Source organism: Nonomuraea sp. NPDC049504, from assembly GCF_040676845.1.
GTDB lineage: Bacteria > Actinomycetota > Actinomycetes > Streptosporangiales > Streptosporangiaceae > Nonomuraea > Nonomuraea salmonea.
On sequence record NZ_JBFAPT010000003.1, the window covers coordinates 188,143 to 214,912 of the forward strand.

21 protein-coding genes are annotated in these 26,770 nt (G+C 72.0%); 8 read left to right on the forward strand and 13 right to left on the reverse strand.

The genetic code is table 11. The features are described 5' to 3' along the window. Positions 1 to 104: 104 nt before the first annotated feature. Positions 105 to 5,672: a TIR domain-containing protein gene (locus tag AB0K28_RS07310; protein ID WP_364366224.1), complete on the reverse strand. Its 5,568-nt coding sequence runs from the start codon at positions 5,670 to 5,672 to the stop codon at positions 105 to 107. Positions 5,673 to 5,729: 57 nt separating this feature from the next. On the opposite strand from AB0K28_RS07310, the gene AB0K28_RS07315 reads away from it, so the two are divergent. Next, positions 5,730 to 6,902 (forward strand): SLC13 family permease, encoded by a 1,173-nt coding sequence (locus AB0K28_RS07315; RefSeq protein ID WP_364366226.1) that lies wholly within the window; start codon positions 5,730 to 5,732, stop codon positions 6,900 to 6,902. A 27-nt stretch (positions 6,903 to 6,929) separates the two neighbouring features. Here AB0K28_RS07315 and AB0K28_RS07320 read toward each other — a convergent pair whose 3' ends face one another. From AB0K28_RS07320 to AB0K28_RS07335, 4 genes are all read right to left on the reverse strand, one after another. After that, positions 6,930 to 7,172 (reverse strand): hypothetical protein, encoded by a 243-nt coding sequence (locus AB0K28_RS07320; protein ID WP_364366228.1) that lies wholly within the window; start codon positions 7,170 to 7,172, stop codon positions 6,930 to 6,932. A gap of 106 nt (positions 7,173 to 7,278) precedes the next feature. After that, positions 7,279 to 8,079 (reverse strand): inositol monophosphatase family protein, encoded by an 801-nt coding sequence (locus AB0K28_RS07325; protein ID WP_364366230.1) that lies wholly within the window; start codon positions 8,077 to 8,079, stop codon positions 7,279 to 7,281. 13 nt (positions 8,080 to 8,092) lie between these two features. Next, on the reverse strand, positions 8,093 to 8,710 hold the full coding sequence (locus tag AB0K28_RS07330) for a hypothetical protein (protein ID WP_364366232.1): 618 nt from the start codon (positions 8,708 to 8,710) through the stop codon (positions 8,093 to 8,095). Next, a complete protein-coding gene (locus tag AB0K28_RS07335) occupies positions 8,707 to 9,744 on the reverse strand; it encodes a hypothetical protein (protein ID WP_345401588.1) in 1,038 nt (345 codons plus the stop codon). Before AB0K28_RS07335 ends, AB0K28_RS07330 begins: the two co-directional genes overlap by 4 nt. Positions 9,745 to 9,900: 156 nt before the next feature. Between AB0K28_RS07335 and AB0K28_RS07340 the strand changes: the two genes are divergently transcribed. Beyond that, positions 9,901 to 10,698 (forward strand): class I SAM-dependent methyltransferase, encoded by a 798-nt coding sequence (locus AB0K28_RS07340; protein WP_364366234.1) that lies wholly within the window; start codon positions 9,901 to 9,903, stop codon positions 10,696 to 10,698. Here AB0K28_RS07340 and AB0K28_RS07345 read toward each other — a convergent pair. Genes AB0K28_RS07345 through AB0K28_RS07355 form a run of 3 tightly spaced genes read right to left on the reverse strand, consistent with a single transcriptional unit; the run spans position 10,695 to position 14,374 of the window. Beyond that, a complete protein-coding gene (locus AB0K28_RS07345; protein ID WP_364366236.1) occupies positions 10,695 to 11,468 on the reverse strand; it encodes a sporulation protein in 774 nt (257 codons plus the stop codon). The two genes, AB0K28_RS07340 and AB0K28_RS07345, sit on opposite strands and share 4 nt — an antisense overlap. Positions 11,469 to 11,477: 9 nt before the next feature. Beyond that, positions 11,478 to 12,719 carry an SPFH domain-containing protein gene (locus tag AB0K28_RS07350; RefSeq protein WP_364366238.1) on the reverse strand — a complete coding sequence of 414 codons (1,242 nt, stop codon included), beginning with the start codon at positions 12,717 to 12,719 and terminating at the stop codon, positions 11,478 to 11,480. Continuing rightward, on the reverse strand, positions 12,719 to 14,374 hold the full coding sequence (locus AB0K28_RS07355; protein ID WP_364366240.1) for an SPFH domain-containing protein: 1,656 nt from the start codon (positions 14,372 to 14,374) through the stop codon (positions 12,719 to 12,721). Before AB0K28_RS07355 ends, AB0K28_RS07350 begins: the two co-directional genes overlap by 1 nt. Positions 14,375 to 14,606: 232 nt before the next feature. Between AB0K28_RS07355 and uvrB the strand changes: the two genes are divergently transcribed. After that, entirely contained in the window at positions 14,607 to 16,715 is a 2,109-nt protein-coding gene (gene uvrB / locus AB0K28_RS07360) for an excinuclease ABC subunit UvrB (protein WP_345401594.1), read from the forward strand. A gap of 410 nt (positions 16,716 to 17,125) precedes the next feature. Beyond that, positions 17,126 to 17,782: a PepSY domain-containing protein gene (locus AB0K28_RS07365; RefSeq protein WP_364366242.1), complete on the forward strand. Its 657-nt coding sequence runs from the start codon at positions 17,126 to 17,128 to the stop codon at positions 17,780 to 17,782. A 330-nt stretch (positions 17,783 to 18,112) separates the two neighbouring features. On the opposite strand, the gene AB0K28_RS07370 is transcribed toward AB0K28_RS07365, so the two are convergent. Next, positions 18,113 to 18,649, reverse strand: a complete 537-nt coding sequence (locus AB0K28_RS07370; protein ID WP_364366244.1) for a PadR family transcriptional regulator — start codon at positions 18,647 to 18,649, stop codon at positions 18,113 to 18,115. Between the two features lie 59 nt (positions 18,650 to 18,708). Here AB0K28_RS07370 and AB0K28_RS07375 point away from each other — a divergent pair, with 59 nt between their 5' ends. Further along, the gene (locus AB0K28_RS07375) at positions 18,709 to 19,473 is read left to right on the forward strand and encodes an alpha/beta hydrolase (protein WP_364366246.1); all 765 of its coding nucleotides are present in this window, start codon (positions 18,709 to 18,711) and stop codon (positions 19,471 to 19,473) included. Between the two features lie 177 nt (positions 19,474 to 19,650). Here the strand turns inward: AB0K28_RS07375 and AB0K28_RS07380 are convergent, their stop codons facing one another. Then, positions 19,651 to 20,256: a hypothetical protein gene (locus AB0K28_RS07380; protein WP_364366248.1), complete on the reverse strand. Its 606-nt coding sequence runs from the start codon at positions 20,254 to 20,256 to the stop codon at positions 19,651 to 19,653. 142 nt (positions 20,257 to 20,398) lie between these two features. Between AB0K28_RS07380 and AB0K28_RS07385 the strand changes: the two genes are divergently transcribed. Both AB0K28_RS07385 and AB0K28_RS07390 read left to right on the forward strand, forming a co-directional pair. Next, on the forward strand, positions 20,399 to 21,154 hold the full coding sequence (locus AB0K28_RS07385; protein WP_364366250.1) for a glucose 1-dehydrogenase: 756 nt from the start codon (positions 20,399 to 20,401) through the stop codon (positions 21,152 to 21,154). Beyond that, entirely contained in the window at positions 21,155 to 21,955 is an 801-nt protein-coding gene (locus AB0K28_RS07390; protein ID WP_364366252.1) for an alpha/beta hydrolase, read from the forward strand. It abuts the gene before it with no gap. Positions 21,956 to 22,033: 78 nt separating this feature from the next. On the opposite strand, the gene AB0K28_RS07395 is transcribed toward AB0K28_RS07390, so the two are convergent. Beyond that, a complete protein-coding gene (locus tag AB0K28_RS07395; RefSeq protein ID WP_345401612.1) occupies positions 22,034 to 22,639 on the reverse strand; it encodes a DUF4126 domain-containing protein in 606 nt (201 codons plus the stop codon). A 16-nt stretch (positions 22,640 to 22,655) separates the two neighbouring features. Beyond that, positions 22,656 to 23,561 carry a phosphotransferase gene (locus tag AB0K28_RS07400; protein ID WP_364366254.1) on the reverse strand — a complete coding sequence of 302 codons (906 nt, stop codon included), beginning with the start codon at positions 23,559 to 23,561 and terminating at the stop codon, positions 22,656 to 22,658. Between the two features lie 68 nt (positions 23,562 to 23,629). On the opposite strand from AB0K28_RS07400, the gene AB0K28_RS07405 reads away from it, so the two are divergent. After that, positions 23,630 to 25,999, forward strand: a complete 2,370-nt coding sequence (locus AB0K28_RS07405; protein ID WP_364366256.1) for an FAD-dependent oxidoreductase — start codon at positions 23,630 to 23,632, stop codon at positions 25,997 to 25,999. Here AB0K28_RS07405 and AB0K28_RS07410 read toward each other — a convergent pair. Beyond that, entirely contained in the window at positions 25,977 to 26,747 is a 771-nt protein-coding gene (locus AB0K28_RS07410; protein WP_364366258.1) for a GntR family transcriptional regulator, read from the reverse strand. The genes AB0K28_RS07405 and AB0K28_RS07410 overlap by 23 nt on opposite strands. Positions 26,748 to 26,770 lie beyond the last annotated feature (23 nt).

The following is a 26,770-nucleotide window of genomic DNA, read 5'->3' on the forward strand; positions in this document are numbered from 1 at the left end:
GACAAGCAGCGGGCGGCGTAGACGGTACGGCGGATCATGCCGCTGATCTCCGGAAACCCGGCCTCGGGCAGCACGGTGATCGGCATGGACCGCATCGAGGTGTTCTAGAAGGGCGTGTCGAGCGGCACCTGCCGCACCCCCGGCAGGTACGCGTCCAGCTCGCCCAGCTCGAACCGCGACATCCCGACCACGTGCCAGAACTGCCCGCCCGGATCGCCCTGCAGCTTGTAGCGGCCGTCGGGCGCCAGGGCCGCCCACCCCTCGGGCAGCCCCAGCAGGGTCGCCCGCCGCGCGCCGCCCTCCCAGAGGATCACCACGCCGTCGTCGCCCGCGCTGGCCAGCAGTTCGGAGCCGGGCGCCGGGCTGAAGGCGACCGACCAGACGCGGCGGTTGTGGCCTGACAGGGTGTGGCGCAGGTCGCCGCCGGCGGCGTCGTAGACGCGGACGAGCGTGTCGTCGCCGCCGGTGGCCAGCAGCGAGCCCGCCGCGCCGAACGCCGCGCTCCACAGCCGCCCCTCGTGCCGCAGCGTGTGCACCAGGCGCGGCGCGTGGCCGGGGGGCAGCTCCCACACCAGGGCGCGCCCGTCGTTGCCGGCGCTGACCAGGAAGCGGCCGTCGGGGGAGTAGGAGACGGAGTAGACCCGGTCGCTGTGCCCCTCCAGGACGGCCACCCGGCGGCCGGTCGGCAGGTGCCAGACCCTGACGAGCGTGTCGTCGCAGCCGGTGGCCACGTGGTCGCCGTCGGGACTGAACGCGATCGAGCGCACCCGCCCGCGATGCTCGGTCAGGTTGCCCGCCAGCCGCCCGGTCGGCCGGTACCACAGGCGGACGGTGTCGTCGTCGTTGGCCGTGGCCAGCAGGTCGCCGGCGGGACTGAACGCCTCGGCCCACACGTGCTCGGTCTCGGCGTTGAGCTCGCGCTCGTAGTCGCCGGTCGAAGCGTTCCAGAAGTGCACGCCGCCGTCGTTGCTCGCGGTGGCCAGCACCGGCCCGGCGGGGGAGAAGGAGGCCGAGATGAGCCGGTCGTTGTGGCCGGTGAACTCGCGCAGCCGGCGGCCGGTGCGGGGCTCCCACAGGCGTACGGTGCCGTCGTTGCCGCTGGTGGCCAGCAGCGAGCCGTCGGCGCTGAAGGCGACCGAGGAGATGCGGCGGCCGTGGCCGCGCAGCACCCGCTGGCACTGGCCGCTGTGCGGGTCCCACAGGCGTACGGTGCCGTCGTTGCTGCTGGTGGCGAGCTCCTGGCCGTCGGGGCTGAACACGAACGGCCACACCGAGCTGCGGTGCCCGGTCAGCTCGACCCTGTTGCCGTCGCCGAGCCGCTGCAGGCGTACGACGCCGTTGGCGTCGCCGCTGGCCAGGATCTGCCCGCCGGGGCTGAAGGCGACCTGGTAGACGCTGGTCGCGTGGGTGGTGTGCACGCCGCGCTCCTCGCCCGACGGCGACCACAGGCGTACGGCGCCGGCGGTGTCGCCGCTGGCCAGCAGCGAGCCGTCGGGCGCGAACGCCAGCGAGTAGACGCTGCCGGTGTGGCCGGTCAGCTCGTGCAGGCGGGTCCAGGTCGCGGTGTCCCACAGGCGTACGGTGCCCGCCTCGTCGCCGGTGGCCAGCAGCCGGCCGTCGGGGCTGTGCACGGTGCGGAAGACGCTGCCGCGGTGCTCGCCGAGCGTCTCCTTCATCTGCCCGGAGCCGAGGTCCCACACGCGGACGGTGCCGGCCGCGTCGCCGGTGACGAGGGCGGAGCGGCCGAAGGAGGCGGTGTAGACGGGCGCCCGGTGCCCGGTCAGCTCGTGCACGAGGCGGCCGGTGGCGCTCTCCCACACGCGGACGACGCCGTCGCCGCCGCCCGCCGCCACCAGGTCGCCCGACGCGCTGAGCCGCAGCGGCCAGACGCCGTCGGGATGGCCCTCCAGGCGGCGCAGCGGCTCGCCGGTCAGCGCGTCCCACAGCAGCACGACGCCGTCGCTCGCGCCGGTGGCCATCAGCTCGCCGGCGAACGCCACCGCGTAGACGCGGCCCCGGTGCCCCTGCAGCGTGCGCACGGGCGCGCCGCCCACGCACAGCAGCACGCCGCCGTCCTCGTTGCCGACCGCGAGGGTGGCGCCGTCGGGGCTGTAGGCGATCGGCTCGGGCAGGCGGCTGGTCTGGAAGTGGTAGCCGTACGGGACGCCGATGCCGGCGGGCGCGAACTCCACCTCGACCGGCTGTCCTGGCACCACGGCAGCGCCCGGCAGGTGCGGCAGCGTGCCGGTGACGTCGATCAGCGTGGCGCGGTGCCAGCGGGCGCCCTCGACGGCCGCGTCGCTCAGGTCCACCTGCGCCAGCCGCGCCCCCGACAGGTCGGCGCCGCGCAGGTCGGCCCCGGCGAGCTGGGCGGCGTCGAGCCTGGCGCCGGTCAGGCGGGCGTCCTTCAGCACGGCCCTGGACAGGTTGGTGCCGACCAGCGTCGCCTCGGACAGGTCGGCGCCGGTCAGGTCGACCTCGCGCAGGTCCCTGGCCGACAGGTCCTCGCCCTTGAGGTTGGCGCCGCGCAGGTCGGCGCGGGCGGGCGTGCGCAGCCGGGCGGAGATCTTGACGGCGTTGGCGCGGGAGACGTCGTCGGCCGGCGGGTGGTTCACCCAGGAGCGCAGCGCGCGTACGTCGGCGAGGTCGCACAGGAACTCGACGGTCAGCGCCGACAGCGGCCGGCGCGACAGCAGGACCGGGTCGTCCATGGTGGCGGCGATGCGGCGGGCGATCAGCCACTCCATCACCGAGGTGTGGATGAACCCGAACATGCCCTCTTCCGTGCGCACGAGCAGGCTGCCCGACCCCATGCGGAACGCGGCGTGCGCGGCCGACAGCTGCCCGTCGGCCAGGTCGGTCAGCGTCTCGCCGATCTCGGTCAGCTCGTCCATGCCGAGCAGCGCGTCGCCCGACTCCCACAGGCGCACCGCCAGCGCGGTCACCGCCCGCCACAGCTCCTCGACGCTGAGCCCGCCGGTCGAGCCCGGCACCTTGGCCCGCCGCTCCTCGAAGGCCAGCCAGGAGGTGAGGATCTCCTCGTACAGCAGGGCGGGGCTGATCGTGTGGCGGGCCTCGGCGACCGTACGCAGGCGGTCGGCGTCGAGGTCGGCGATGAAGCTCAGCATGCGCGGGTTCTGGGCCAGCGCGAGCAGGTCCTCCATCTCCCGCATCAGCGCCATGCGTGCCCCGGCCTCGGCGTCGTCGCCGAACCTGTTGGCGAGGTAGGAGCTGATCTGGTCGGGCGCGAAGTTCTCCACGCCGAGCACCCGCCGCTGCGGCAGCACGCCCACCATCTCGCCCAGCGAGGTCAGCACCTGGCTGTGCGACTTGAAGTGCTGGGTGCGGCTGGCCACCACGATCTTCGCCTTGTCCTCGGCCGCCGACAGCAGCGTGGCCAGGTGGTCGGCCGCCCGGTCGTAGGTCAGCCTGGTTACCAGCTCGTCGAACCCGTCGAACAGCAGCACGATGCGTCCCTGCCTGAGCAGGTAGCGGAACGCCTTGAGGTCGATGACCTCCTCGCCGTGGCTCGCCAGGTGCGCCGCCACCAGCGCGTCGACCGAGTGCGCCTTGTCGAGCGCGCGCAGCTCGATGAGGATCGGCGTCAGGTGCGGCAGCTCGGCGGGGATGCGGCGGGCCAGCTCGCGCAGCGCGAACGTCTTGCCGTGGCCGAAGTCGCCGAGCAGCAGCAGGAAGCGGCCGTGGTCGGCCGACAGCAGCCGCATCATCTCGTCGGTCAGCCCGGCCCTGACGGCGCTGCCGGGGCGGTCGAGCTCGCGGTAGCGCTGGGGGACGTACAGGCCGGGCGGGTAGCGGCGGTCGGAGGCGAGCCGCGCGGTCTGCTCGGTGACGTAGCCGCTGAGGTCGAGCAGGCCCTGGAACTCGGTGAAGCTGCGCAGCCGCACGCCCTTGCGCATCAGCTCGTCGCGGACCGCGCGCGGCGCGGGCGGACCCTGGTAGACCAGCTCGGCCGCGAGCCCGGCGGCGTGGGCGGTGCGGACGAAGCCGTCGGCGCTCTCCACGGTGGGCTCGCCGACGTACGCGCCGATCATGGTTTGCCGGACGAACCCGTCCTCGGGGTGGGTGACCACGAGGTGGGCGTCGAACCTGCGGATCCTGGCCCGCTCGTGGCGGGCCTCGCACACCTCGGCGATGCGGTCGAGCAGCAGCTCGACGGGGCTGGGCGCGCGCTGCTCCGGCTCGGGCGCGGGCGGCGGCGCGGGCGGCGTCTGCCCGGTGAACGTGGTCTGCGCGGCCCGCCACCTGGCCCTGACCCGCTCGGGCGTGCCCTCGTCGGGCAGCCAGGTGCGCAGCCCGTCGGGGCCGATCTCGATCACCTGGTGCCGGCCGGCGCGCGGCGCGGCCACCCGGCCCTCGGCCGCGGTGCCGGCGCCGCCGTGGAAGAGCAGGTTGAGCCGGCGGCCGAGCAGCCGTTCGTACGTGGCGGCGTCGCGCAGCTCGGCCGGCGGGTGACCGATCGCGCCGAGCCGCAGCCACCCGCGCTCCTCGTACGGCCGCAGCCGCTCGGCGAACCACGCCGCCTGCGCCTCCCCGATCAGCGCGTACGCGTCGCGCTCCAGGTGGCTCATCGCCATCGTCGAGTTGAGCCCGGCCACGACCACGCGCAGGTCGGGCACCTCGAACAGGCTCCACGGCTGCCCGCCGTCGAACACCCGGTCGTCGAGCCCCTGGTAGACCTCGCCGAACAGGGTGGCGAAATGCCGCCACTTGGGCCAGTAAGGAGGCTGCGGGCTGACGTCGTCGGCCTCGCAGGTCATGAAGTAGGCGCTGGCGGCGGCCTTGGTGACGTCGCGCGGGCCGGGCAGCAGGACGAGCCGGTGCGGCTCGAGCCCGAGCAGCAGCCGCAGGTCGGTGACGAACCTGGTGGCCTGGCCGAACTGGCCGAGCGTGCCCGACTCGGTGAGGTCGCCCGCGACGACCATGAGGTCGGGGCGTGGCATGCCGCGGTCGTACATGGCGGTCAGGTCGGCCCAGATGCGGGCCTGCATGTCCTCGGGCGTGAACGGGTCGCCGGGCTCGGGCAGCCCCCGCCCGAAGCGGGGCCCGCCGATGTGCAGCACGCTGATCGTCTCGCGCCCCCGCCCGCCCGCGGCGGACGGCGGGAACGTGGGCGCGGTGACCGGCGTGCGCCTGGCCCTCGGCCGCTCGGCGGGCGCCGGCAGCGTCGGCACGGGGACCGGCCTGCTGGTGCCGTCGGGGAAGGCGGGCGCGGCCTCGGGCTTGGCGCGGCCGGCCAGCGCCTCTCCGACCCGGCCGAGCAGCAGCGCCCTGGCCTGGCCAGGGTCGGTGACGCCGAGCAGATCGACCCAGGTGATCGTGGACAGCAGCCCTTCGAGCGGCACGTCCTCCAGGCGGATGGTGACGAGCTTGTTGGACGGGTTGTCGGGGTCGGCGCGCAGCGCGGCCTGCCACTCCATGCGCCCGTAGCGGGAGCCGAGGTAGTTGCGCGAGAGCACGGCGACGACGAGCCGCGCCTCGCTGACGCCGCGGTCCATGAAGTCGATGAAGTTGGTGCCCGGCACGAAGTCCCACGCCTGGATCATGGTCTTGTAGCCCGCCGCCTCCAGCTCCCAGGCGATCCAGGTCGCCCAGGCCGTGTCGGCGGGGGAGTAGCTGACGAAGATGTCGGTCGGCCTGCCGTCACGTGCCATTTCCTCAGTATCCCCTGTGGCATCGGCGATTTGCAGTCCGTGTGCGATCATCGTCGGGTGTTGCGGCGTCTTGGCGTACTCGACTGGATCAGGATCGGGCTCCTGATCCTGGGGCTGGTCTTCGTGGCCACCGGGCTGCTGCCCTGGCACGCGGCCGTCGAGAGCCTGAGCGAGATCGGCCCGCTGCTGATCTTCCTGGTGGCGATCATCGTGGTGGCGGAGCTGACCAAGGAGGCGCAGGTCTTCGACGCGATCGCGGCGCGGATGGCGGTGCTGGGCCGCGGCAACTACGCCGCGCTCTTCTTCCTCTGCACGGCCTTCGCGTCCTTCGTCACGATCTTCCTCAACCTCGACACGACGGCCGTCCTGCTCACCCCCGTCATGCTCGCCCTCGCCCCCCGCGCCCGCATCGCCGCGCTGCCCCTGGCGATGACCACGATCTGGCTGGCCAACACCGCCAGCCTGCTGCTGCCGGTCTCCAATCTGACCAACCTGCTCGGCATGCGCAAGATCGGCCTCAGCACGCAGGAGTTCGCGGCCCGCATGTGGGCTCCGCAGATCGCCGCGATCGCGGTGACGATGGTGTTCCTGTGGGTGTTCTTCTGGCGCCGCGGCGAGCGCCGCGACCTGCGCTACACCCCGCCGGTGCTGGAGCCCGTCGGCGACCGGGTGCTGTTCGGGGCGGCCGCGGCCGGCTGCCTGCTGTTCATCGTGCTGCTGCTGGTCGGCGCGCACGTCGCGGTGGCCGCCTGCGCCGCGGCCGTCGTCGTCGTGGCCGCCTTCGTGCTGCGCGCCCGCGAGCGCCTGACCTGGCACCTGATCCCGTGGCAGCTCGTGATCTTCGTGACCGGGCTCTTCCTGGTGGTGCCGACGCTCAGCGGGCACGGCCTGTCGGCGCTGATGACCTGGCTGATCGGCACCGAGAGCGACCCCTACCGCACCGCCGCCGTCGGGGCCGGGCTGTCCAACCTGATCAACAACCTGCCGGCGTACAAGGCGGTCGAGACCGTCATCCCGGCCGCCGAGCAGGACCACCTGCTGGCGCTGCTGGCCGGCACCAACGTCGGGCCGGTCATCACGCCGTGGGCGTCGCTGGCGACGCTGCTGTGGTTCGAGTCGTGCCGCCGCCACGACGTGGCCGTGCCCATGCGGCGCTTCCTGCTCATCGGCGCCGGCCTGGCCGTCGTGGGCACGGCGGCGACGGTGTGGGCGCTGGTCACGTTCGGCTGACTCACGCGGCTTACTCAGGCGGCTTACTCAGGCGGCGACGGGCTCGTAGGCGCCGGCCACCGCGGCCAGCGCCCACCGCATGCGGGGGGCGTACGTCTCGGGGTGGTCGCCGGCCTCCTGCGCCACGTACGCGGCGCACCACGACGGGTCGCCGCCGCACGCGCACAGCCGCGCGTCCACGGCCGAGCGGATCTGGGAGGGTGACAGCTCGTCGGAGGGCTGCAGGGGGGTGACGAAGAGCACCTGCGCCAGCTCGGTGGTGGTGATCATGTCGGGCTCCTCTCCGCGGTGCGCCGGGTTCCGGCGTCACTTGAGTAGACCGCGCGGAGCGGCGTAACTCATCGCAGAACGACACACTGCGTGCGCGCACTTCTCCTCATTGGAGGAGCGCGAGCAGCCCTGGCAGGGCGCGCGGGTGGGCCGCCACGTAGCTGCGCACGTCGGCGGCGCCCCTGACGCACTCGTCGTACGGGCCGCCGTCGAGCGCCCTGATCTCGATGCCCGCCTCCTGCGCGAGCAGCGCGCCCGCCGGCAGGTCCACCACGCCGGTGCGGTAGCCCACGATGCCGTCGATGTCGCCGCGGGCCAGCATCGCCCACGACAGCAGCGGCGTCCACAGCTGCAGCACCCTGCGGGCGTTGAGGTCGAGCGCCGCCTTCAGCCTGAGCACGGTCGGGTCGTCCCTGGCGATGCCGTAGCCCTGGATCCAGGCCAGCAGCGGGCCGTGCGGGCTGGGCGCGTACGGGGCCGACAGCCGCCCCCCTGACGAGGCCAGCGTGCCCCCGCCCCTGACGGCCGACCACGTCTGTCCAGAGACCGGGTCGTGCACCACGCCGAGCTGCGGCAGCCCGGCCCGGCACAGCGCCACGCCCACCACGTACGCGGGCAGCCCGATCGCCACGTTGTTGGTGCCGTCAAGCGGATCGACCAGCCACGTCCACTCGCCGCCCGCGGAGCCGTTCAGCCCCGACTCCTCGGCGATCACCGCGTGCGAGGGGAAGGCCGTCAGGATCCGCTCCAGCAGCAGCTTCTCCGAGGCCAGGTCGAGGTCGGTCACCATGTCGCCGGCCGTGCCCTTGGCGTGCACGCGCAGCGCGCGCCTGGTGCCCTCCCTGATCAGCGCCCCGGCGGCCTCGGCGGCTTCGACGGCGACCGTGCGAGCGTGATCCAGGTCCATCGGCGTTGCCCTCTCAGGTGAGATGCGCGGTGATCAGCCGGACGGCCAGCGCCGTCTCGTCGGCGTCGAGCGGCTGCCTGGCCACGTGGTGCGCGCCGCCGCCGAGCGGGCCGAGCGACAGGTCGCGGCCACCCGGCCGGCCTCTGCCGAGCGCGATGGTGGCCGCCTCGCCGTCCTCCGGCACGACGCTGCTGTGGAAGCGGTCGGCGGCCAGCGTGTACGTCTCGCCCGGCCCGAAGACCTCCACCAGCCCCGTCGCGTGCCGCACGGTGCGGCCGGTGGGCGAGATGCGGTCGCCGTCGGCCCCGCTCACCACCTCGTAGACGCGGTGGGTGGCGTCGGCGCCCGCGTCGGCGACGACCGCGTGCACGTTGCGGACCTGGCCGTAGAGCACGTGGCTCTCCAGGTCCCAGCTGTGGCAGTGGATCTGCGAGGTGGTGGTCTCGGCGTGGGCCAGCGCCTTCGACCACACGTGCAGGCACACGCCGTCGCCGCCGTCGCGCTCCAGCGGCAGGCAGACGAACCCGAGCGGGTGGCGCACCGCGGTCAGGCCGGGCCGCGCCAGCTCCGCCAGGGCCCACGACCTGGCGCGCCCCTCGGCCACCGCCCTGCGGACGAGCCGGCGGCTCATGCGTACGGGTCCACGGCGCGCAGCGCCTTACGGGCGATGTCGACGACGTCGTGCCCGTTGTAGGACTTGGGCAGGGGCAGCCCCACACGCTCGAACAACTCCTGCACCTCCTCGATCGTGGGCTCGTCGCTCAGCGGCACCTTCCTGTACATCTCGAGCGGCACCCGCCGCGCCTGCTCGAAGCTCAGCCGCAGCTCGGTGTCGCAGTTCTCGTAGTAGAAGGTGTCGGCGAGCGCCGTCATGGCCTTGTTGGGGTCCTCGACCGTCATGATGAGGCGGCTGGAGGACAGGTCCCAGCGGAACGTGGTCATCGTGGACGACAGGCCGACCCCGATGTCGAGCAGGCCGTAGCGCTGCCGGTGCCAGAAGGCGGCCAGGACGGTCGCGTACGACTCCTTCCTGACCCGGTCGGTCGTCCACGTCTCGCCGGTGCCGTCGGGCGTGTCGGACAGCGAGCGGCGGTAGTGGGCGTACGTCTCGCACACCTCGAGGTCGGACGGGTCGATGACCTCGACGCGTACGGTGAGGTGGCGCTTGTCCCTGCGGGCGGCGGCCACGCACTGCGGCAGCGTCACGGCCCGCAGGTAGGTGCCGGTGCCGCCCTTGAACAGCCAGCGCGCGGTGTCGCGCCTGGCCTCGGCGTGGCACTGGGCGATCTCCTGCCTGCTGCCCAGCACGCGGACGAGCTGCAGCGCGTCGAGCGCGTGGCGGGTGCTGTGGGCCAGCGTCTCGATCTCCTCCAGGCGGGCCAGCCGGATCGGCAGCTCGGCCAGCGCGCCCGAGGTGATCGTCCGCTCGACGGGGGCCTGGCGGGCGCGGTCGCGCAGCAGCGCGGTGGCCACCAGCGCCATGATGACCAGGGACGACGAGTTCACCAGCTGCGTCTGGATCTTGTCGCCCTCGCTGCCGAAGATCTCCGGCGGCATGATGCCGAGCACGCCGACCACGAAGGCCAGCGCGAGCGCGATGGCGCCGTCGGCGTTGCGCGCCGCCCACGGGGCGGTCCGTCGCAACGCCGCCTTCAACCGTCCCATGCGCCCCGCCCCGCCCGTGCCGACGATCAGTCAGTGCCCGTCGTCATGGTAACGACCGCACCTGGTGGCTGCCAGGTCACGCGGAGACGGAAACCCCTGGCCGCACGGGGATATCGCCTCGCCTCCGGCGCGAGAGCGCCCGTAGGATCCGGGAATATGATCATGGATCCCGCTCTGATGACCTACTACGAGCGCGGCGGTGAGCGTACGCGGTTGCGCGAGGGTCGCGGTCGGCTGGAGTTCTGGCGCACGCGCGACGTGCTGCTGCGCACCCTGCCTCCGGCGCCGGCCCGCGTGCTCGACGTGGGCGGCGGCACCGGCGTGCACGCCGAATGGCTGGCCGCCGAGGGCTACGAGGTCGAGGTGATCGACCCGGTGCCGCTGCACGTGAGCGAGGCGGCGGAGCTGCCCGGCGTGACCGCCCGCCTCGGCGACGCTCGCGACCTGCCGGTCCCCGACGGCGATGCCGACGCGGTGCTGCTGCTCGGCCCGCTCTACCACCTGCCCGAGCGCGCCGACCGGCTGCGCGCGCTGCGCGAGGCCCGCCGCGCCGTCCGGCCCGGCGGGATCGTGGCCGGAGCCTTCATCAGCCGGTACGCCGCGCTCCACGAAGGCGTGCGCCTCGGGCTCCTCCTCCAGGAGGAGGGGCGCGCGGCCGCTCGCACCGCGATGGAGACGGGCGTCATGATCTCCACGAACCCCTTGGGCGGGTTCCGCGGCTATCTGCACGACCCCGGCGACATCCCCGGCGAGTTCACCGCCGCCGGGTTGCCCGAGCCGCGCCGCTACGGCCTGGAGGGCGCATTCGGGCTCTACGGCGACGTGGACGACTGGCTGGACGACGACGGGCGGCGCGAGCTGCTGCTCGACGCCGCCCGGCAGATCGAGTGCGAGCCGTCACTGCTGGGGGTCAGCGGCCATCTGCTCGCCGTGACCCGGGTTCAGAACGCCTAGAACCAGCCGCGGCGGCGGGCCATCTGCTCCAGCCCGCGCTGCAGGGCCGCGTCCGCCGCCTGCGGCGGCTCGTCGTAGCGCACGGTGAACCGGTTGTACGCGTCATGGCTGGAGGTCAGGAAGCCGCCCCGCTTGTCGGCCTCCAGGATGACGTCCATCTGCCGCGGCCCGGCGATGAACGTCAGCTCCAGCTCGTTGAAGTGGCGCCGCCACTGCCCGCCCGCGTAGTACTCGATCTCCTGGAAGAACGGCATCGTCGAGCCGTACAGCGTGCCGCGTTCCAGGTCGGCCTTCTTGAACTGGAAGCCCAGCCGGTCGAGTGCCCCGAGCACGTGGTCCTGGGCCGGCAGCGGGCCGACGTACAGCGGGTCGAGGTCGCCCTTGTCGAGCGCGCCCGCGAGCGCCAGCTCCGTCTGCACGCCCAGCTTCATGCCGTGCAGCGGATGCCCGGCGATCGCGCTGATCGGCGTCTCCCACGGCATCGCGATCTCGAACGGCTGCTGGTGCTGCGCGCCCGCCGCGAGCTGGAACGTCCCGGCCACCTGCTGGCGCAGGAAGCTGTAGCTCGTCTTGTACTCGTTGTCGCCCGACTCCACCTCGACCACGGCGGTCAGGTCGATGTGGATGCCCTCGACCTTGTAGTCGGAGTTGCCGCCACGGAAGTGGACGACGCCGCGCAGCGGCCCGCCCGGCTTGACGCTCGTGTCGGTCAGCACCGTGTCGACCTCGACGCCCGCGCCGAACGCGGCCATCAGTTTGCGGAACACCATGGGGTTCTCCTAAGCGGAAGGTGAGTGGCCGTTCACGTTTCCCGCCCCCGTCCCCGAGATGCGGGGGAGCAGCTGGGCGAGCAGGAGGGTGCTGAGCGCGGAGTCCGACTGGCCCTGCTGGGTCCTGACGACCAGCGGCTGCGGCGCGTTCTCCGCGAGCTTGGCGCCGACGTCGAGGCGCCTGCGGGCCAGCTCGTACTGCAGCACGGCCCGGTTGTCCCGGTACGACTCGGCCAGCCGCCGCAGCGCCTTGGCCTCGTTCTCGGCGGCGGTCAGCTCGGCCCTGCCGCGCGCCTCGATCTCCCACGTCACGCGCTGCGCCTCGGTCTCCTGCTCCTCCAGCATGCGCGCCACGTCCTTGCGCGCGGTGTTGTAGGCGGCCTTGACCTCGACCACGCGGGCGTCACGGGTCTTCTTGGAGCGCTCGATCTCCATCAGCAGCGTGTCGATGCGGCGCTTGCGGGTCAGCTCCCACTCGCGCTCGTAGGCCGACAGCTCCTTGGCGACCTTCTCGCGGGTGGCCAGGTGCTGCTGGTACTGGTCGGGCAGCTGCACGTCGGGGATGTTCGCGCCGGTGATGCGCACGCCGTAACGGCCGAGCTGGCGGTTGAGCGCGTCCTGCATGTCGCCGACGTCGGAGCCGCGCAGGTCGTACGCGCGCTCGGTGTTGACGCGGCGGCTGCGCTGCCTGATAGCGTCCTGGACGGCGCTGGACAGCACGAGGTCGAAGTTGCCCGCCCCGATCGTGCGGACGAACGCCACCGGGTCCACGATCCTGAACTTCAGGAAGAACTCGATCGACTTCAGCGGCACGTTCTCGGCCGTGGGGCAGGCCACGATCGGCGCCGAGTACGGGATCTCCGTCGAGGTGTCCACCACGGCGTCCACCCGGTCCCACGGCAGCCACAGGTAGTGGCGGCCGGGCGGGAGGGTGCCCGTGATGGCGCCCCAGCGGCTGCGCACGCCGGTGGTGCCCTCCTCGATCTCGATGATGGCCTTGCGCCACATCGTGAGCAGCGCCAGCAGCAGGGACACCAGCGCCGCGAACGCCGCGATGAGCGTGAAGTCGGTCATCACGGCCATGCCGGCGAAGTAGATCGCCAGGAACACCAGCGTCATCCACGCGAAGCCGCGCCGGTCCTTCGGGATGACGACCGGCACGAGCTGGCCCTGCTCGCCGCCGCGCAGGAGCTGGCGGATCTCACTCCAGGAGGCCAGCGACTCCTTGATCTTCGAGAATTCCCTGCTCATCAGATGCCACTCCCAGGCTGCTCTCCGTGGTGCTTACCGCCCGGCAGCAGCCGCTCGACGGTGCTTTCGAGGTCGGTGTCCGGCTCCGGCGTGTGCGGCGGCTCCTCCACGCCGGCCGCGGTCTTCTGCAGCAGGCCGGAGATCTCCCGCTCACGGTCGCGTACGCGGGCCGCGATCTCGTCGAGCCTGCCCCGGATGGCGGCCATGTCCTCGGCGGAGAACAGCGCCGCGTCCTTGCCGCCCACGAGCTGCTGGGCGAGGACCAGGAAGTCGATGTCGGTCTCTTCGCCCACCTGCACCACCTGCGGCAGCCGGGTCGCGACGGACTCCAGCTTGGCCAGCAGGTCCTGCTGGAAGCGGTAGTCGAGGATCTCGGGAGCCTCGGCGGCCGACAGCGCCCTGATGTCCAGCGCCTGCGCCTCCAGGAGCGCGGCGTTGGCGTTGGCCGTGGACTCCGCCTCGACCAGGCGCTGCCTGGCCTGCGCGGTCGCCTGGTGGGTGGCGCGTTCGAGCGCGGTGTCCATGCGGGCCTGGTAACCGGCGATCTCCGCCTGGATGGCGCTCAGCGTCTCCTGCAGCCCGGCCAGCTCCTTGACCAGGTCACCCTCGTTCTGCTCCTTGCGCAGCTGGAGCTCGTACTCGTAGGTGTAGGCCTCCTTGGCGACGCGCACCATCTCGGGCGCGGCCAGGTCCATGCGGTACTCCTGGCTGGACGGCTCGGCGTGCGTGATGTTCACGTCGGTGAGCCGTACGGCGGGCAGGAACTGCTGGTTGAGGCTCTCCAGCATGCCGAGCGTGCTCTCGCCGACGAGGTCGTAGATCTCCTCGGCCCGCTGGGCGTAGATGAGCGAGCGGGTGACCTCGCTGATGGCGTTCTGCAGCTTGGACTGGAAGCCGCTGACCGAGCCGAGCACGAAGATGAACTCCGCCGGGTTCTCGATCCTGAACTGCAGGAACAGGTCCACGCTCGCCTTGACGCCCTGCTGGGTGGGCGCCTCGCTGATCGGGGCGTTGAACGGGTACTCGCGCGTGGTGTTGACGATGTAGCTGACCCGCTTCCACGGGTTGAACAGCGTCACCCGCCCGGGGTCGGCGATGTGCACCAGCTTGCCGAACTGCGTGATGAGCGCCTTGCAGCCCTCGGGCACCATCACCACACTGCGCCGCCACCACAGGAACGCGGCGGCCAGCACCAGCACCACCCAGTAGTGGGGGCCGAAGACCATGTCGGCGTTCGGGACGATGTTGCCGAGCGCGCCGATGAGGCCGAGCAGCACGAGGATGCCCAGCGGCACGATCACCTTGGCGGTGCTGCCCTTGGGGATCACCACCGGCGAGATGACGTGCATCCCGTCCTCGGTGAAGCTGCGGTTGACGATCTCGCCCGCCTCGTTGAGCGAGGCCGTCCTGGCTTCGATGACGGTCCCCAGCGAGGGGCCGCCGTCGCGGGCCGCGGCGAAGTCGTGCGGGTTCAGCGCGAAGCCCTGGCCGCCCTGACCGCCCTGGCCACCTTGGCCGCCCTGACCACCCGGCCCGGCCTGGCCCGTGTACTGCCCCACGGCCTGGCCGACGGCCTGGCGTACGTCACCCCCTTGGGCCACCGCCTGGGCTACGCCCCGTCCTGCCTGGATCAGTGCCTCTCTGGGTCGTGACATGAAACCTTCCTTTTCCGCTACAGGCGGATTCGACCGTATCGGCTACTGCTTACGGTTCGCTTGCAATGTGATGCCATATGGGTATTGCTGGCTGTAGCGGGAGCGCGACGATCGGCGATCACCGGCGGCGTTCATCGGCCACCCCGGGGCTTCGCGGCGATGCCCTGCCCCGCCGTTCAGGGGAGTGGCCGCCCTGACCGTTTCTGTCGGTGGGGCCGCCTACAGTGGCAACATGCGACCGGTCACTGATTTGCAGCGGAAGGTGGCGCCCTTCGAGGTCGTCACCGAGATGACTCCTTCGGGCGACCAGCCGACGGCCATCGCCGAGCTGGAGCGCCGCGTCAAGGCCGGGGAGAAGGACAGCGTGCTGCTGGGCGCCACCGGCACCGGCAAGACCGCCACCATCGCGTGGCTGATCGAGCGGCTGCAGCGGCCCGCCCTGGTCATGCAGCCCAACAAGACGCTCGCCGCGCAGTTCGCCAACGAGCTGCGCGAGATGCTGCCCAACAACGCGGTCGAATACTTCGTCTCCTACTACGACTACTACCAGCCTGAGGCGTACGTCCCGCAGAGCGACACCTATATCGAGAAGGACTCGTCGATCAACGACGAGGTCGAGCGGCTGCGCCACTCGGCCACCAACTCGCTGCTCACCCGCCGCGACACCATCGTGGTCGCGTCGGTGTCGTGCATCTACGGCCTGGGCACGCCGCAGGAATACGTCGACCGCATGGCCCGCCTGCGCGTCGGCATGGACATCGACCGCGACCAGCTCCTGCGCCGCCTGGTCGACATGCAGTACACCCGCAACGACCTGGCCTTCACCCGCGGCACGTTCCGGGTGCGCGGCGACACCATCGAGATCATCCCGAAGTACGAAGAGCTGGCCGTGCGCATCGAGATGTTCGGCGACGAGATCGAGAAGCTCTCGACCATGCATCCGCTCACCGGCGAGGTCATCACCGAGGACGAAGAGCTCTACATCTTCCCCGCCTCCCACTACGTCGCGGGCGAGCAGCGCATGGCGGCGGCCGTGGCCGGCATCGAGGCCGAGCTGGCCGAGCGGCTGTCCGAGCTCGAGCGGCAGGGCAAGCTGCTGGAGGCGCAGCGGCTGCGGATGCGCACGACGTACGACATCGAGATGATGCGGCAGATCGGCACCTGCTCCGGCATCGAGAACTACTCGCGCCACATGGACGGCCGCGAGCCGGGCAGCGCGCCCAACACGCTGCTCGACTACTTCCCCGAAGACTTCCTGCTGGTCCTCGACGAGTCCCACCAGACCGTCCCGCAGATCGGCGCCATGTACGAAGGCGACGCCTCCCGCAAGCGCACGCTGGTCGACCACGGGTTCCGGCTGCCGTCGGCGCTCGACAACCGGCCGCTGAAGTGGGAGGAGTTCCTGGAGCGCATCGGCCAGACCGTCTACCTGTCGGCCACGCCCGGCCCCTACGAGCTGGGGCGGGTCAAGGGCGAGGTGGTCGAGCAGGTCATCCGCCCGACCGGCCTGGTCGACCCCGAGATCGTGGTCAAGCCCACCAAGGGCCAGATCGACGACCTCGTCCACGAGATCCGCGAGCGGGCCGAGCGCGACGAGCGCGTGCTGGTCACCACGCTGACCAAGAAGATGGCGGAAGACCTCACCGACTACCTTCTCGAGCTCGGCATCCGGGTCCGCTACCTGCACAGCGAGGTCGACACGCTGCGCCGCATCGAGCTGCTGCGCGAGCTGCGCGTCGGCGAGTTCGACGTGCTGGTCGGCATCAACCTGCTGCGTGAGGGCCTCGACCTGCCCGAGGTGTCGCTGGTGGCCATCCTCGACGCCGACAAGGAGGGCTTCCTGCGCTCGGAGACGTCGCTGATCCAGACCATCGGCCGGGCCGCCCGTAACGTGTCGGGTCAGGTCCACATGTACGCCGACAAGGTCACCCCCTCCATGGAGCGGGCCATCGACGAGACCAACCGGCGCCGCGCCAAGCAGATCGCCTACAACGAGGCCAACGGCATCGACCCGCAGCCGCTGCGCAAAAAGATCGCCGACATCCTCGACTCGCTGCAGCGCGAAGACGCCGACACCCAGCAGCTCATGGGCGGCGGCCGCCAGCAGTCCAGAGGCAAGGCCCCGGTCCCCGGCTTCGCCGCCCGCCAGGCCGGCCAGCACGCCAAGGCGATCGCCGGCGAGATGCCACGCGCCCAGATGGAATCCCTGATCGAGTCGCTGACCGAGCAGATGCACCAGGCCGCCGCCGACCTCCAGTTCGAGGTGGCCGCCCGCCTCCGCGACGAGATCAAAGAACTGAAGCGCGAACTCCGCGACATGCGCGAAGCAGGCGTCCAGTAGGAAGACCAGGCGTGAGGCGGCCCCGCACGGGGCGGCCTCACGCGAGCCGCACCACGTGAAGCGACCCCGCCGGGATGCGGCGGCCCGCAAGCAGCGGCGTCCCCATGAGGCGGTGTTCCCGTGAGGCGGTGTTTCCGTGAGGCGGTGTTTCCGTGAGGCGGAGTTCCGTGTGGAGGAGTCTCTGCGCGGCGGTTCCCGCTCGAAGGAGGCCGTGAGGCGGGCCCCGGCGTGGCGACCCGCATCTCGACTTGCGCTCATGCGTTCACGGGGACCTGCATGTCGGCTTGCGCTCACGCGGACCCGCGTTTCGGTCTGCGGCTCACGTAGGCCCGCGTGAGGTGAGGGAGCGGCTGTGGGGTGGCCTGTGACCTGCGGGAATGCTTTACCTTCTGGGGGGCAGCGTTCAGGGTATGAACAAGTCGATCATCGGTGCCGTGGTCGGTGCCACGGTGCTCGCAGGAGGCTGCGGCGCCGTGACGAGCGAGGCGGAACGACTGACCGTACGTTCCTCGCCGACCCTAGGCACGCCCACCGCCGTTCCCACCGACAGCCCGGCTGACAGCCCGACCGGCACACCGACCGGCACGGAGACCGGTGAGGGGACCGGCAGTCCCGCGCCGGGCGACGCCCAGGCCAGCCTGGAAGGTCTCAAGCAAGCCGGGCAGGCGGCGATCGCGGCGGTGCCCGGCTCCAAGGTCATCTCCATGGAGAGCGAGGAGAACGGCCGCCGCTGGGAGGTCCAGGTCGTCGGCGAGGACGGCACCGAGCACCAGCTGGACGTCGAGGGCGGCAAGGTCGTCAACGGCCCCACCACCGAGGAGGACGACGCCGACGACAAGGCCAAGCACCGCGAGCGGTTGACCGCGGCCAAGCTCGACTACGCCCAGGCCGCCGACAAGATCGTCGCCGCGGTGCCCGAGGGGCGCATCACCGAGCTGAACCTGGACGACGAGCAGGACAAGACCGTCTGGGAGTCCGACGTGATCACAGCCAACGGCACCAAGCAGGAAGTCGCCATCGACGCCGCGACGGGTGAGGTCACCCGCAAGAGCGGCTCCACCTCCTGACCACGGCCCCCGAAACCAACCCCCAACCCCTTACCCCGCAAGTCACCTCCCAGCCGCCCGCTTACCCACGGCAGGACCGCAGCCAGAGGACTGACCCCTCCACTGCTGGTCCGCTGCGTGGCGGGGCGCCTCAAGGTCGTCTTCGCTACTGCCGGCCCCCTTTGTGGCGGGTTGCCTGAGGGGCGACTGCAGTACCGGTGGCCTCCTTCGTGGTGGGTCTGCCCGGGGCGGTCTCGCTATCGCGGATCTCCTGTGTGGCGGGTCCCTTGTGTGGCGGGTTTCCTGGGGATCAACCTCACTTCCGCTCGCTTCCTTCGTAGCGGGGCGTGCCTAGGGCCTGGTGAGGGAGTCCAAAGTGGCGAGGGTGGTGTGGAGCCAGGTCAGCTCGGCTTGGGTGGTGGCGTGGGCGATGGTGAGGAGGCCCTGGCGGAAGGGGTCGGGGAACTCCTCGGCGGCCATCGGGCGGGGGCCGTCGTAGAAGAAGCTCGTCGGTTGTTCCAGGAAGGCCAGGCGTCTTCTGAGGACGTTCGCCTGGTCCTTTGGGTTGTTCAGGTGCCGGAGGAAGGCCAAGAGCGTGAACCAGCGGTTTTCGTCGCTGATATCGAGGTCGGCCGGGTCGCGGAGGCGGCGTTCGAACTCCTCCTGGCCTTCCTGGGTCAGATAGAGCATGCGGCGGGGGGCTGCGGCGGCGCCTGGCTCGTCCTTTCTGAGCAGCCAGCCGGCCGTGGCCAGGCGTTTGATCGCGGGGTAGAGGGTGCCGTCGGCGACCGGGCGTACGTGGCCCATCAGGGCGGCCACCCGCGTACGCAGGTCGTAACCGTGCAACGGCTGATCCCTGAGAAAACCCAGGATGGCCAGCTCCAGCATGCTTCCGATCATACCTCGGCATCGATATATATTGAGACCGATACACGAGGAGAGCCTTCATGCACGATGCCATCGTCCACCCGGGCGGCGCCCGCATCCGCTGGGTCGAGCTGCCGGGCGCGGAGCCGGCCCGCGTCTACGTTCACGGCCTCGGCGCCACCTCGGCCCCCTACTACGCGGAGGTCGCGGCCCACCCGCTGCTGCCGCGCCACCGTTCCCTCCTCATCGACCTGCTCGGGTTCGGCATCAGCGACCGGCCGCAGGACTTCTCGTACACGCTGGAGGCCCACGCCGACGCCCTCGCGGAGGCGTTGCACAAGGCGGGCGTGGAGGGCGCGTCGATGATCGCGCACAGCATGGGCGGGGCCGTCGCCATCGTGCTGGCCGCCCGCCACCCCGGCCTGGTGGCCGACCTGGTCCTGGTGGACGCCAACCTCGACCCCTACCCGGCGACGCCCGTACGCCCGGGCACCAGCGGCATCGCCGCCTACGGCGAGGAGGAGTTCGTGTCGGGCGGCTGGAAGGAGGTGCGCGACCGGGTGGGGCCGCACTGGTGGTCCACGATGCGCCTGGCCGACCTGCGCGCCCTGCACCGTACGGCGGTCAGCCTGGCCCGGGGCAGCACACCGGCGATGCGGGAGCTGCTGGCCGGGCTGACGATCCCGCGCGCCTTCCTGTTCCCCGAGGGTGACGAGCCGGCCGGGGCCGAGGAGCTGCGGGCGGCCGGGGTGCGGGTGGTGGGCATCCCGGAGTCGGGGCACAACATCATGCTCGACAATCCCGAGGCGTTCGCGCGCACCCTCAAGACTCTCCTCCCCGCGTGAGACACGAGTTCCAGCGGGACCTCCTCGCGTGAGACACGAGTTCCAGCGGGACCTCCTCGCGTGAGGCGCGGGATCCGGCGGGACCTCCTCGCGTGAGGCGCGGGATCCGGCTTGTCCTCCCCGCGTGGGGCGCGGGATCCGGCGGGACTCAGCGGGTCGGCGGCCGCCCCCGCCATGTCAGGGGAGGTCTTTGCGTTCCTGCATCGTGCGGCGGTAGAGGTCGTCGATCTCGTCGAGGGGGTCGGGCGCCTGGCGGCGGGCCTCGATCTCGAGGTCGGTGCGCTGGCCGAGGTCGGCGATGCCGGCGCCGGTGTGGTGCACCTGGTCGCTCAGCAGGTCGGCGCGCAGGCGGGCGCACATGGCGGTCAGCGTGGCGTGGTGCTGGCGCAGCCGGTCGAGGGTGGCGTGGTCGACGTAGGGGGACAGGCGGCGCTGCTGGGCGTACATGCCGAGCTGCTGGTCGTGCACGTCGGCCTGGGCGGTGAGGTCGGCGAGCAGCCGGGGCAGCTCACCGAGCCCCCAGCCCTGACGCTGGGCCTGCTCGACGGCCTGCCGGGTGAGCGCGACCTCGCGGCGCAGGTCGAGCCGGAGCCGCTCGACCTCGGCGGCGTCGCCGGCGCCCATGGCGTTGACGTGGGTGGTGATGCGGGAGGTGGCCTCCCTGGCCTTGACCGCTGCCTTCTTGCCCAGCTTGACCAGCAGCCAGATGCCCAGCCCGCCCAGAAGCAGGAGGAACGCCAGGACCACAAGGACGACGACTAGGAACTCGCTGATCTCCGCCACCTCCTGCTCGGTGCTGCTGCTTTGAAGGATAGTGCCGATCGGGCGCGCCGCGCGATGAGCGTGCTGAGCAAGCCCTTGATCGGGAGCGGGCGCTGTGCTGACATGGCGGCAGGGATCACCCTCACGAAGGGGCGGGGCAGGCGTGCTGGACGGCAAGGTCGTCATCATCACCGGCGGGGCGAGGGGCATGGGAGCGGCGACCGCCCGGAGGTGCGCGGCGGCAGGCGCCCGCCTCGTGCTCACCGACGTGCTCGCCGAGGAGGGCGCGGCCACCGCCGGGGAGCTGGACGCCAGGTTCATCGCCCACGACGTGACGAGTGAGGACGCCTGGGCGGCCGTGGTGGAGGAGACCGTGGACGCGTACGGGCGGCTCGACGGCCTGGTCAACAACGCCGGCATCGCCACCGCCCAGCTCATCGAACAGCAGTCACTGGCCGACTTCGAGCGGGTCATCCAGGTCAACCTGACCGGCACGTTCCTCGGGCTCAAGGCGGTGCTGGGCGCCATGCGGGCGTCGGGCGGCGGCGCGATCGTCAACCTGTCGTCGGTCGCGGGGCTGTTCGCGCTGCCGGGCACCGGCGGGTACGGGGCGTCGAAGTGGGGCGTACGCGGGCTCACCAAGATCGCGGCGGTGGAGTTCGCCAAGGACCGCATCCGCGTCAACTCCGTCCATCCCGGGATGATCGTCACCCCCATGACGCTGCCGCTGGGCGCGGTGTCGGGGGAGGGCACGTTCCCGCTGGCCCCGGCCGGGCGGTGGGGCGAGCCGGAGGAGGTCGCGGAGGCGATCGCGTTCCTGCTGTCCGACGCCGCCTCGTACGTCACCGGCGCCGAGCTTGCCGTGGACGGCGGATGGACGGCGGGCGAGGTCGCGCTGGCGCCGAAGATCGGAGGCTAGGTGCCGTACGCGCAGGTCGGACCCGACGTCAGGCTCTTCTACACCGACGACGGCGACGCCATGAGCGCGCCGCCGCTGCTGCTCGTGCACGGCTGGGGCACCGACTCCCACCAGTGGTCCTGGCACATCGACGCCCTCGCGGAACGGCACCGCGTCATCGCGGTGGACCTGCGCGGCCACGGCTACTCGTCGGTCCCCGAGACCGGCAACACGCCGCGCGCGATGGCCGCCGACCTCGACGCCCTGCTCGGCCGGCTCGGCATCCCGCAGGTCGTGGCCGTCGGCCACTCCATGGGCGGCCAGGTGGTCTCGATCCTGGCCGTCGAGCATCCGGAGCGCGTACGGGCACTCGTCACCCTCGACCCCGGCTACGGCATGAGCGCCGAGATCGCCGCCGGGTTTCCCGGCATGATCGCGGGCCTGCGCGGCGAGCGGCCGCACGAGGCCGCCGAGGGCATCGACGAGTGGTGCACCAACGCCGCCACCCCCGCCCTCATCAGGCGCTGGCACAAGCGCCGCCTGTACGGCATGCCGCCGCACGTGCTGGCGGAGGCGTTCGAGGCCATGTTCGTCACCGGGGACGCCATCGGGGTGCGCCCGGCCAGCGACGACTACCTGGCGCGCAGGCGGTGCCCGGTGCTGTCGATCTGGGCCGATCAGGGGCGCGCGCAGTGGGAGAGCGGGCTGCTCAAGGACCCGGCGTCGGCGGTGCTGTGCTGGGAGGGCGCGAGCCACCGGCTGCACGAGGAACGTCCCGAGGACTTCGTGACCGCCGTGGAGGGCTGGCTGCACCGCTTATGAAGCCGCCCAAAAACTGCCCAAAAACCGCCCAAAGGCCGCCTCTGAGGCCCCATCTGGAGGCCGGCTCTGAACCCGCCTCTAGACCCGTCGAGGCGGGCGAACCTCTCGCCGGCGGGCGCGGACCCGGCGTACCCGGCGGATCAGCAGCCAGGCGAGCACGGCCAGCACCAGCAGCGCGACGATCACCAGCACGGGCGCGAACACCGCGACCAGGCTCATCCCGATCGATCCGGCGTCCTCGGCGGTGCTCAGCACCGGCGCGCCGAACCCGGCCGTGCCCGCGTTGACCACCGGGCGCACGAGGGACTTGACCGCGTGGACGGCCAGCGCCGCCACGATGCCGATCAGCCACCCCGCCCACGGATTCTCGGTCATCCACGCGGAGCGCTCGAACTCGGCGGCGGCCGCGGTGGCGGAGAAGACCACGCCGCCGGAGGCCGGGCGGATCACCGTCTGGATGGTGTCGTTGACGCTGTCGATCGCGGGCACCTTGTCCAGCACGAGTTCGGCGGCCAGGAGCACGGCGATGATCGCGAGCACGCCCCAGTTCGACAGCCAGGCGTAGCCGTCGGGCAGGCGTACGGCGTCGGTGACGTTGGCGAGCACGCCCACGACCAGGAGGGGGATGTAGGCGTTGAGGCCGGCGGCCGTGGACAGGCCCAAACCGGTCAGAGCGGCGAGCATCCCCCTAGTCTGCCCCTCAGTCCGGCCTGGCTGCCTCGTCCATGAGGTCGCCGAGCGCGCGATCGGTGAACTCGGTCAGCGCCCGGTCGTACTTCTCCATGCCCCACGACCAGAAGTCGAAGTCGATGGTGTCGTTGGCGCCGTCCTGGATGGAGGCCCACAGCGTCCAGCCGTACTTGGACATCAGGCCGAGCAGCCGGGCGCGGGCGATCTTGTGGCGCAGGCGGCGGCCGTAGTAGGCGGTGACCAGCTCCTCCAGGTGGCCGGGCGGCAGGCCGGACTCGCTCCAGACGTTGCCCAGCTCGAAGCAGGCGTCGTTGTTGCCGGAGTATTCGTAGTCGATGAGCCACAGGCGTTCGCCGTCGTCGAGGATGTTGCCGGGCAGCAGGTCGTTGTTGCACGGCACGGTGCCCTCGTCCCTGACCGCCAGGCAGGCCCTGATCCGGGCGACGACGGGCATGAAGTCGAGATAGCGGGGCGGCAGCCGGAAGCCGCGCTCGCGGACGATCGCCAGATAGCGCCGCTGCACGTCGAACATGTCGAAGTCACGGACGAACCGCGGGCCCGCGTGCAGCCGCCGGCACGCCTCGGCCACGCGGGGCAGGTTGGCCGGGTCGTGCAGGTCGGCCTCGGTGAACGTGCGCGCGGGGACGTACCCCACCACCAGGACGCCCAGGTCGGGCAGATAGTCGTGCACCGGCGCCCCGACCCCCGCCGCTGCCGCGGCGAGCGAGTTGGCGTGCTCGGCGTCCCTGTCGATGGCCAGCAGAGCGCCGTCGCTGGCCTGCACGCGCACGACGTACGCGCCACGCGGGGTGGTGACCTTGTAGTTGTGGTTGGTGAGCCCGCCGGGCAGCTCCTCCACGGAGCGCGGCACGCCGGACAGCAAGGGAATGCGATCGAGCACCTCGGGCGCGGCCATGCTCGATGCTAGCTCCGCCGCCCTAAACGGTCTAGACCTTTTAAGGTACGCGGGTTAGCCTCGCGACCATGAGCGACTCGGCCCGCATCGTGATCATCGGCGGCGGGGTGGGCGGCGCGTCCGTCGCCTACCACCTCACCCAGCTCGGCGAGCGCGATGTGGTGCTGCTCGAACGCGACGCGCTGACCAGCGGCTCCACCTTCCACTCGGCGGGGCTCGTCGGCCAGCTGCGCGCCGACCCCACGCTGACCAGGATGAACCAGTACTCCGTCGAGCTCTACCGCACGCTCGACGCCGGCTGGACCGAGTGCGGCGGCATCAAGCTGGCCTCCACGCCCGAGCGCATGGAGGAGATCCGCCGCCAGATCGGCTGGGCGCGCACGTTCGGGCTGCCGCTGGAGGAGATCTCGGTGGCCGAGGTGGTCGAGCTGTTCCCGCTCATGGACCCCGAGGGCGTGGTCGGGGCCGCGTACCTGCCGACGGACGGGCAGATCGACCCGTCGCAGCTCTGCTACGCCCTGGCCGAGCGCGCTCGCGCGGGCGGCGCGAAGCTGCGCACCGGCACCCGCGTGCTCGGCATCGAGGTGACCGGCGGCCGGGTCACCGGCGTGCGCACGGACCAGGGCGACATCGCCTGCGAGATCGTGGTCAACTGCGGCGGCATGTTCGCCGCCGAGATCGGCCGCATGGCAGGGGTGCGCGTCCCGATCGTGCCCATGTCGCACCAGTACGTGGTGACCGACGCCTTCCACGACCACGCGAACCTGCCCACGCTGCGCGACCCCGACCTGCTCGTCTACTACCGGCAGGAGGTGCGCGGCCTGGTCATGGGCGGCTACGAGCGCCGCTGCGCCCCCTGGACCGCGGGACCGGACGCGTACGACGCGATCCCCGCCGACTTCAACGGCCGCCTGCTGCCCGAGGACTGGCCCAGGTTCGAGGAGATCTCCGACAACTCGCGCGTCCGCGTGCCCGCGATGGCCGACGTCGGCATCCGCAAGCTGATCAACGGGCCCGAGGCGTTCACCCCCGACAACGAGTTCTGCCTGGGGGAGACCGAGGTCGGCGGGTTCTTCGTGGCGGCCGGGTTCTGCGCGCACGGCATCGCGGGCGCGGGCGGCATCGGCAAGGTCATGGCCGAGTGGATCGTCGAGGGCGAGCCCGGCATGGACCTGTGGCACATGGACGTGCGCCGCTTCGGCCGCCACTACAGCTCGCCGTCGTACACGCTCAAGCGGGCGGTCGAGAACTACGAGACGTACTACGACATCCGCTACCCCGGGCACGAGCGCTCGGCGGGCCGGCCGCTGCGGGTCTCGCCCGCCTACGGCTGGCACGCCGCGCACGGCGCCGCCTTCGGCGAGAAGTCCGGCTGGGAGCGGGTCAACCACTACACCGCCAACGAGACGCCTGGCGAGGACGAGCGGCCCGCCGGGTGGGCAGGGCGGTCCTGGTCGCCGGCGATCGGGGCGGAGCACCGCGCCACGCGTACGGCGGCCGGGCTGTTCGACGAGAGCTCGTTCGCCAAGATCGAGGTGACCGGGCCCGACGCCGCCGAGCTGCTGGAATGGGTGTGCGACAACCGGATCGCCCGCGACGTCGGCGCCGTCACGTACACGCAGGCGCTCAACCGGCGCGGCGGCATCGAGTGCGACTTCACCGTCACCCGGCGCGGCGAGCGGGAGTTCCTCGTCGTCACCGGCACCGCGTTCGGCGCCCACGACCTCGGCTGGCTGCGCAAGCAGGCCGCCCGCACGAGCGCGGACGTCAGGATCGCCGACGTGACCGGCCAGTACGCCTGCTTCGCGCTGTGGGGGCCGCGCGCCCGCGACGTGCTCGCCGGGCTGACGCCCGAGCCCGCCGACCACCCGTTCATGACGGCGCGCGAGCTCACCGTGGGGGACGTGCCGGTGCTGGCGCTGCGGGTGACGTTCGTGGGGGAGCACGGCTGGGAGCTGTACTGCTCCAGCGAGTACGGGCTCGCGCTCTGGCAGACGCTCTGGGCGGCGGGACGACCGCACGGGCTGGTGGCCGGCGGCTACCGGGCCATCGACAGCCTGCGCCTGGAGAAGGGCTACCGGGTGTGGGGCGCCGACCTCGGGCCCGAGACGACACCGTACGAGGCGGGCCTCGGCTTCTGCGTCAAACCCGACAAGGACTTCCTCGGTAAGGACGCGCTCGACCCCCGTCCCGCGCGCCGGCTGCGCTGCCTGACGCTGGACGACCCGCGCATCGTCGCCCTCGGCAACGAGCCGGTACGCCTCGCCGGCCGCGTCGTCTCCCGCGTCACCTCCGGCGGCTACGGCTACACCGCCCGCGCCTCCATCGCCTACGCCTACCTGCCGGCGGACGAGAGCGCGCCGGGCGCGCCCGTCGAGGTCGAGGTGGAGGGCCGGTGGGTGCCCGGCACCGTGGTCAAGGGGCCGGTGGTGCCGTGACGCCGCTGCGTACGGAGATGCGCACCCGGTCGGGGCGGAACAGGTCGAGCGCGTACTCCACGGGGACGCCGCCCGCCGCGTAGGCGGTGCGCTCGATCAGCATGAGCGGCGCGCCCGCCTCGATGCCCAGCTCCGCCGCGTCGCCCGGCTCGGCGACCACCGGGTCGAGATGTTCGACCGCCGTGCGAGGGCGCAGGTCGTAGCGGGCGGCGAGCAGGTCGTACAGGGAGCCGGTCAGGTCCTGGTCGAGCAGTCCTGGCAGGGCGGGGAAGTAGGAGCGCTCCAGCGCGACGGGGGAGCGGCCCGCCGAGCGTACCCGCGCCACCTCGTGCACCGGCTCGCCCGCGGGGACGCCGAGCGCCACCGCGGCGGCGGCCGGTGCGGGCACGGTGGCGGCCCGCAGGATGCGCGCCTCGGCCCGTAGGTGGGCCCGGCGCATCTGCTCGGTGAACCCGGCCAGCCCCGTCAGGTCGCACTCGATGCGCGGTCCCGGCGGCGGCTCCGCCACGAACGCGCCGCCCGACCTGCCGGGCACGCGCAGCAGCACGCCGTCGCGTTCGAGGGTGGCGAGCGCCTGCCTGAGCGTCATCCTGCTCACGCCGAGCCGCCCGGCCAGCTCCCGCTCGCCGGGCAGCCGGTCACCCGGCGCCAGCTCGCCTCCGGCGATCGAGTCGAGCAGCCAGCGCTCGATCTGCACGTGCGCGGGGACGCCGGTGCCGCGCTCCAGCTCAGGCGGGGTCCCGACCACAGGCGCAGGGTACCTCTTGCCGC

Coding starts and splice junctions, on each gene's coding strand:
- AB0K28_RS07310 (WP_364366224.1), bottom strand. CDS start 5,672: ATGGCACGTGACGGCAGGCCGACCGACATCTTCGTCAGCTACTCCCCC.
- AB0K28_RS07320 (WP_364366228.1), bottom strand. CDS start 7,172: ATGATCACCACCACCGAGCTGGCGCAGGTGCTCTTCGTCACCCCCCTG.
- AB0K28_RS07325 (WP_364366230.1), bottom strand. CDS start 8,079: ATGGACCTGGATCACGCTCGCACGGTCGCCGTCGAAGCCGCCGAGGCC.
- AB0K28_RS07330 (WP_364366232.1), bottom strand. CDS start 8,710: ATGAGCCGCCGGCTCGTCCGCAGGGCGGTGGCCGAGGGGCGCGCCAGG.
- AB0K28_RS07335 (WP_345401588.1), bottom strand. CDS start 9,744: ATGGGACGGTTGAAGGCGGCGTTGCGACGGACCGCCCCGTGGGCGGCG.
- AB0K28_RS07340 (WP_364366234.1), top strand. CDS start 9,901: ATGATCATGGATCCCGCTCTGATGACCTACTACGAGCGCGGCGGTGAG.
- AB0K28_RS07345 (WP_364366236.1), bottom strand. CDS start 11,468: ATGGTGTTCCGCAAACTGATGGCCGCGTTCGGCGCGGGCGTCGAGGTC.
- AB0K28_RS07350 (WP_364366238.1), bottom strand. CDS start 12,719: ATGAGCAGGGAATTCTCGAAGATCAAGGAGTCGCTGGCCTCCTGGAGT.
- AB0K28_RS07355 (WP_364366240.1), bottom strand. CDS start 14,374: ATGTCACGACCCAGAGAGGCACTGATCCAGGCAGGACGGGGCGTAGCC.
- uvrB (WP_345401594.1), top strand. CDS start 14,607: ATGCGACCGGTCACTGATTTGCAGCGGAAGGTGGCGCCCTTCGAGGTC.
- AB0K28_RS07365 (WP_364366242.1), top strand. CDS start 17,126: ATGAACAAGTCGATCATCGGTGCCGTGGTCGGTGCCACGGTGCTCGCA.
- AB0K28_RS07370 (WP_364366244.1), bottom strand. CDS start 18,649: ATGCTGGAGCTGGCCATCCTGGGTTTTCTCAGGGATCAGCCGTTGCAC.
- AB0K28_RS07375 (WP_364366246.1), top strand. CDS start 18,709: ATGCACGATGCCATCGTCCACCCGGGCGGCGCCCGCATCCGCTGGGTC.
- AB0K28_RS07395 (WP_345401612.1), bottom strand. CDS start 22,639: ATGCTCGCCGCTCTGACCGGTTTGGGCCTGTCCACGGCCGCCGGCCTC.
- AB0K28_RS07400 (WP_364366254.1), bottom strand. CDS start 23,561: ATGGCCGCGCCCGAGGTGCTCGATCGCATTCCCTTGCTGTCCGGCGTG.
- AB0K28_RS07405 (WP_364366256.1), top strand. CDS start 23,630: ATGAGCGACTCGGCCCGCATCGTGATCATCGGCGGCGGGGTGGGCGGC.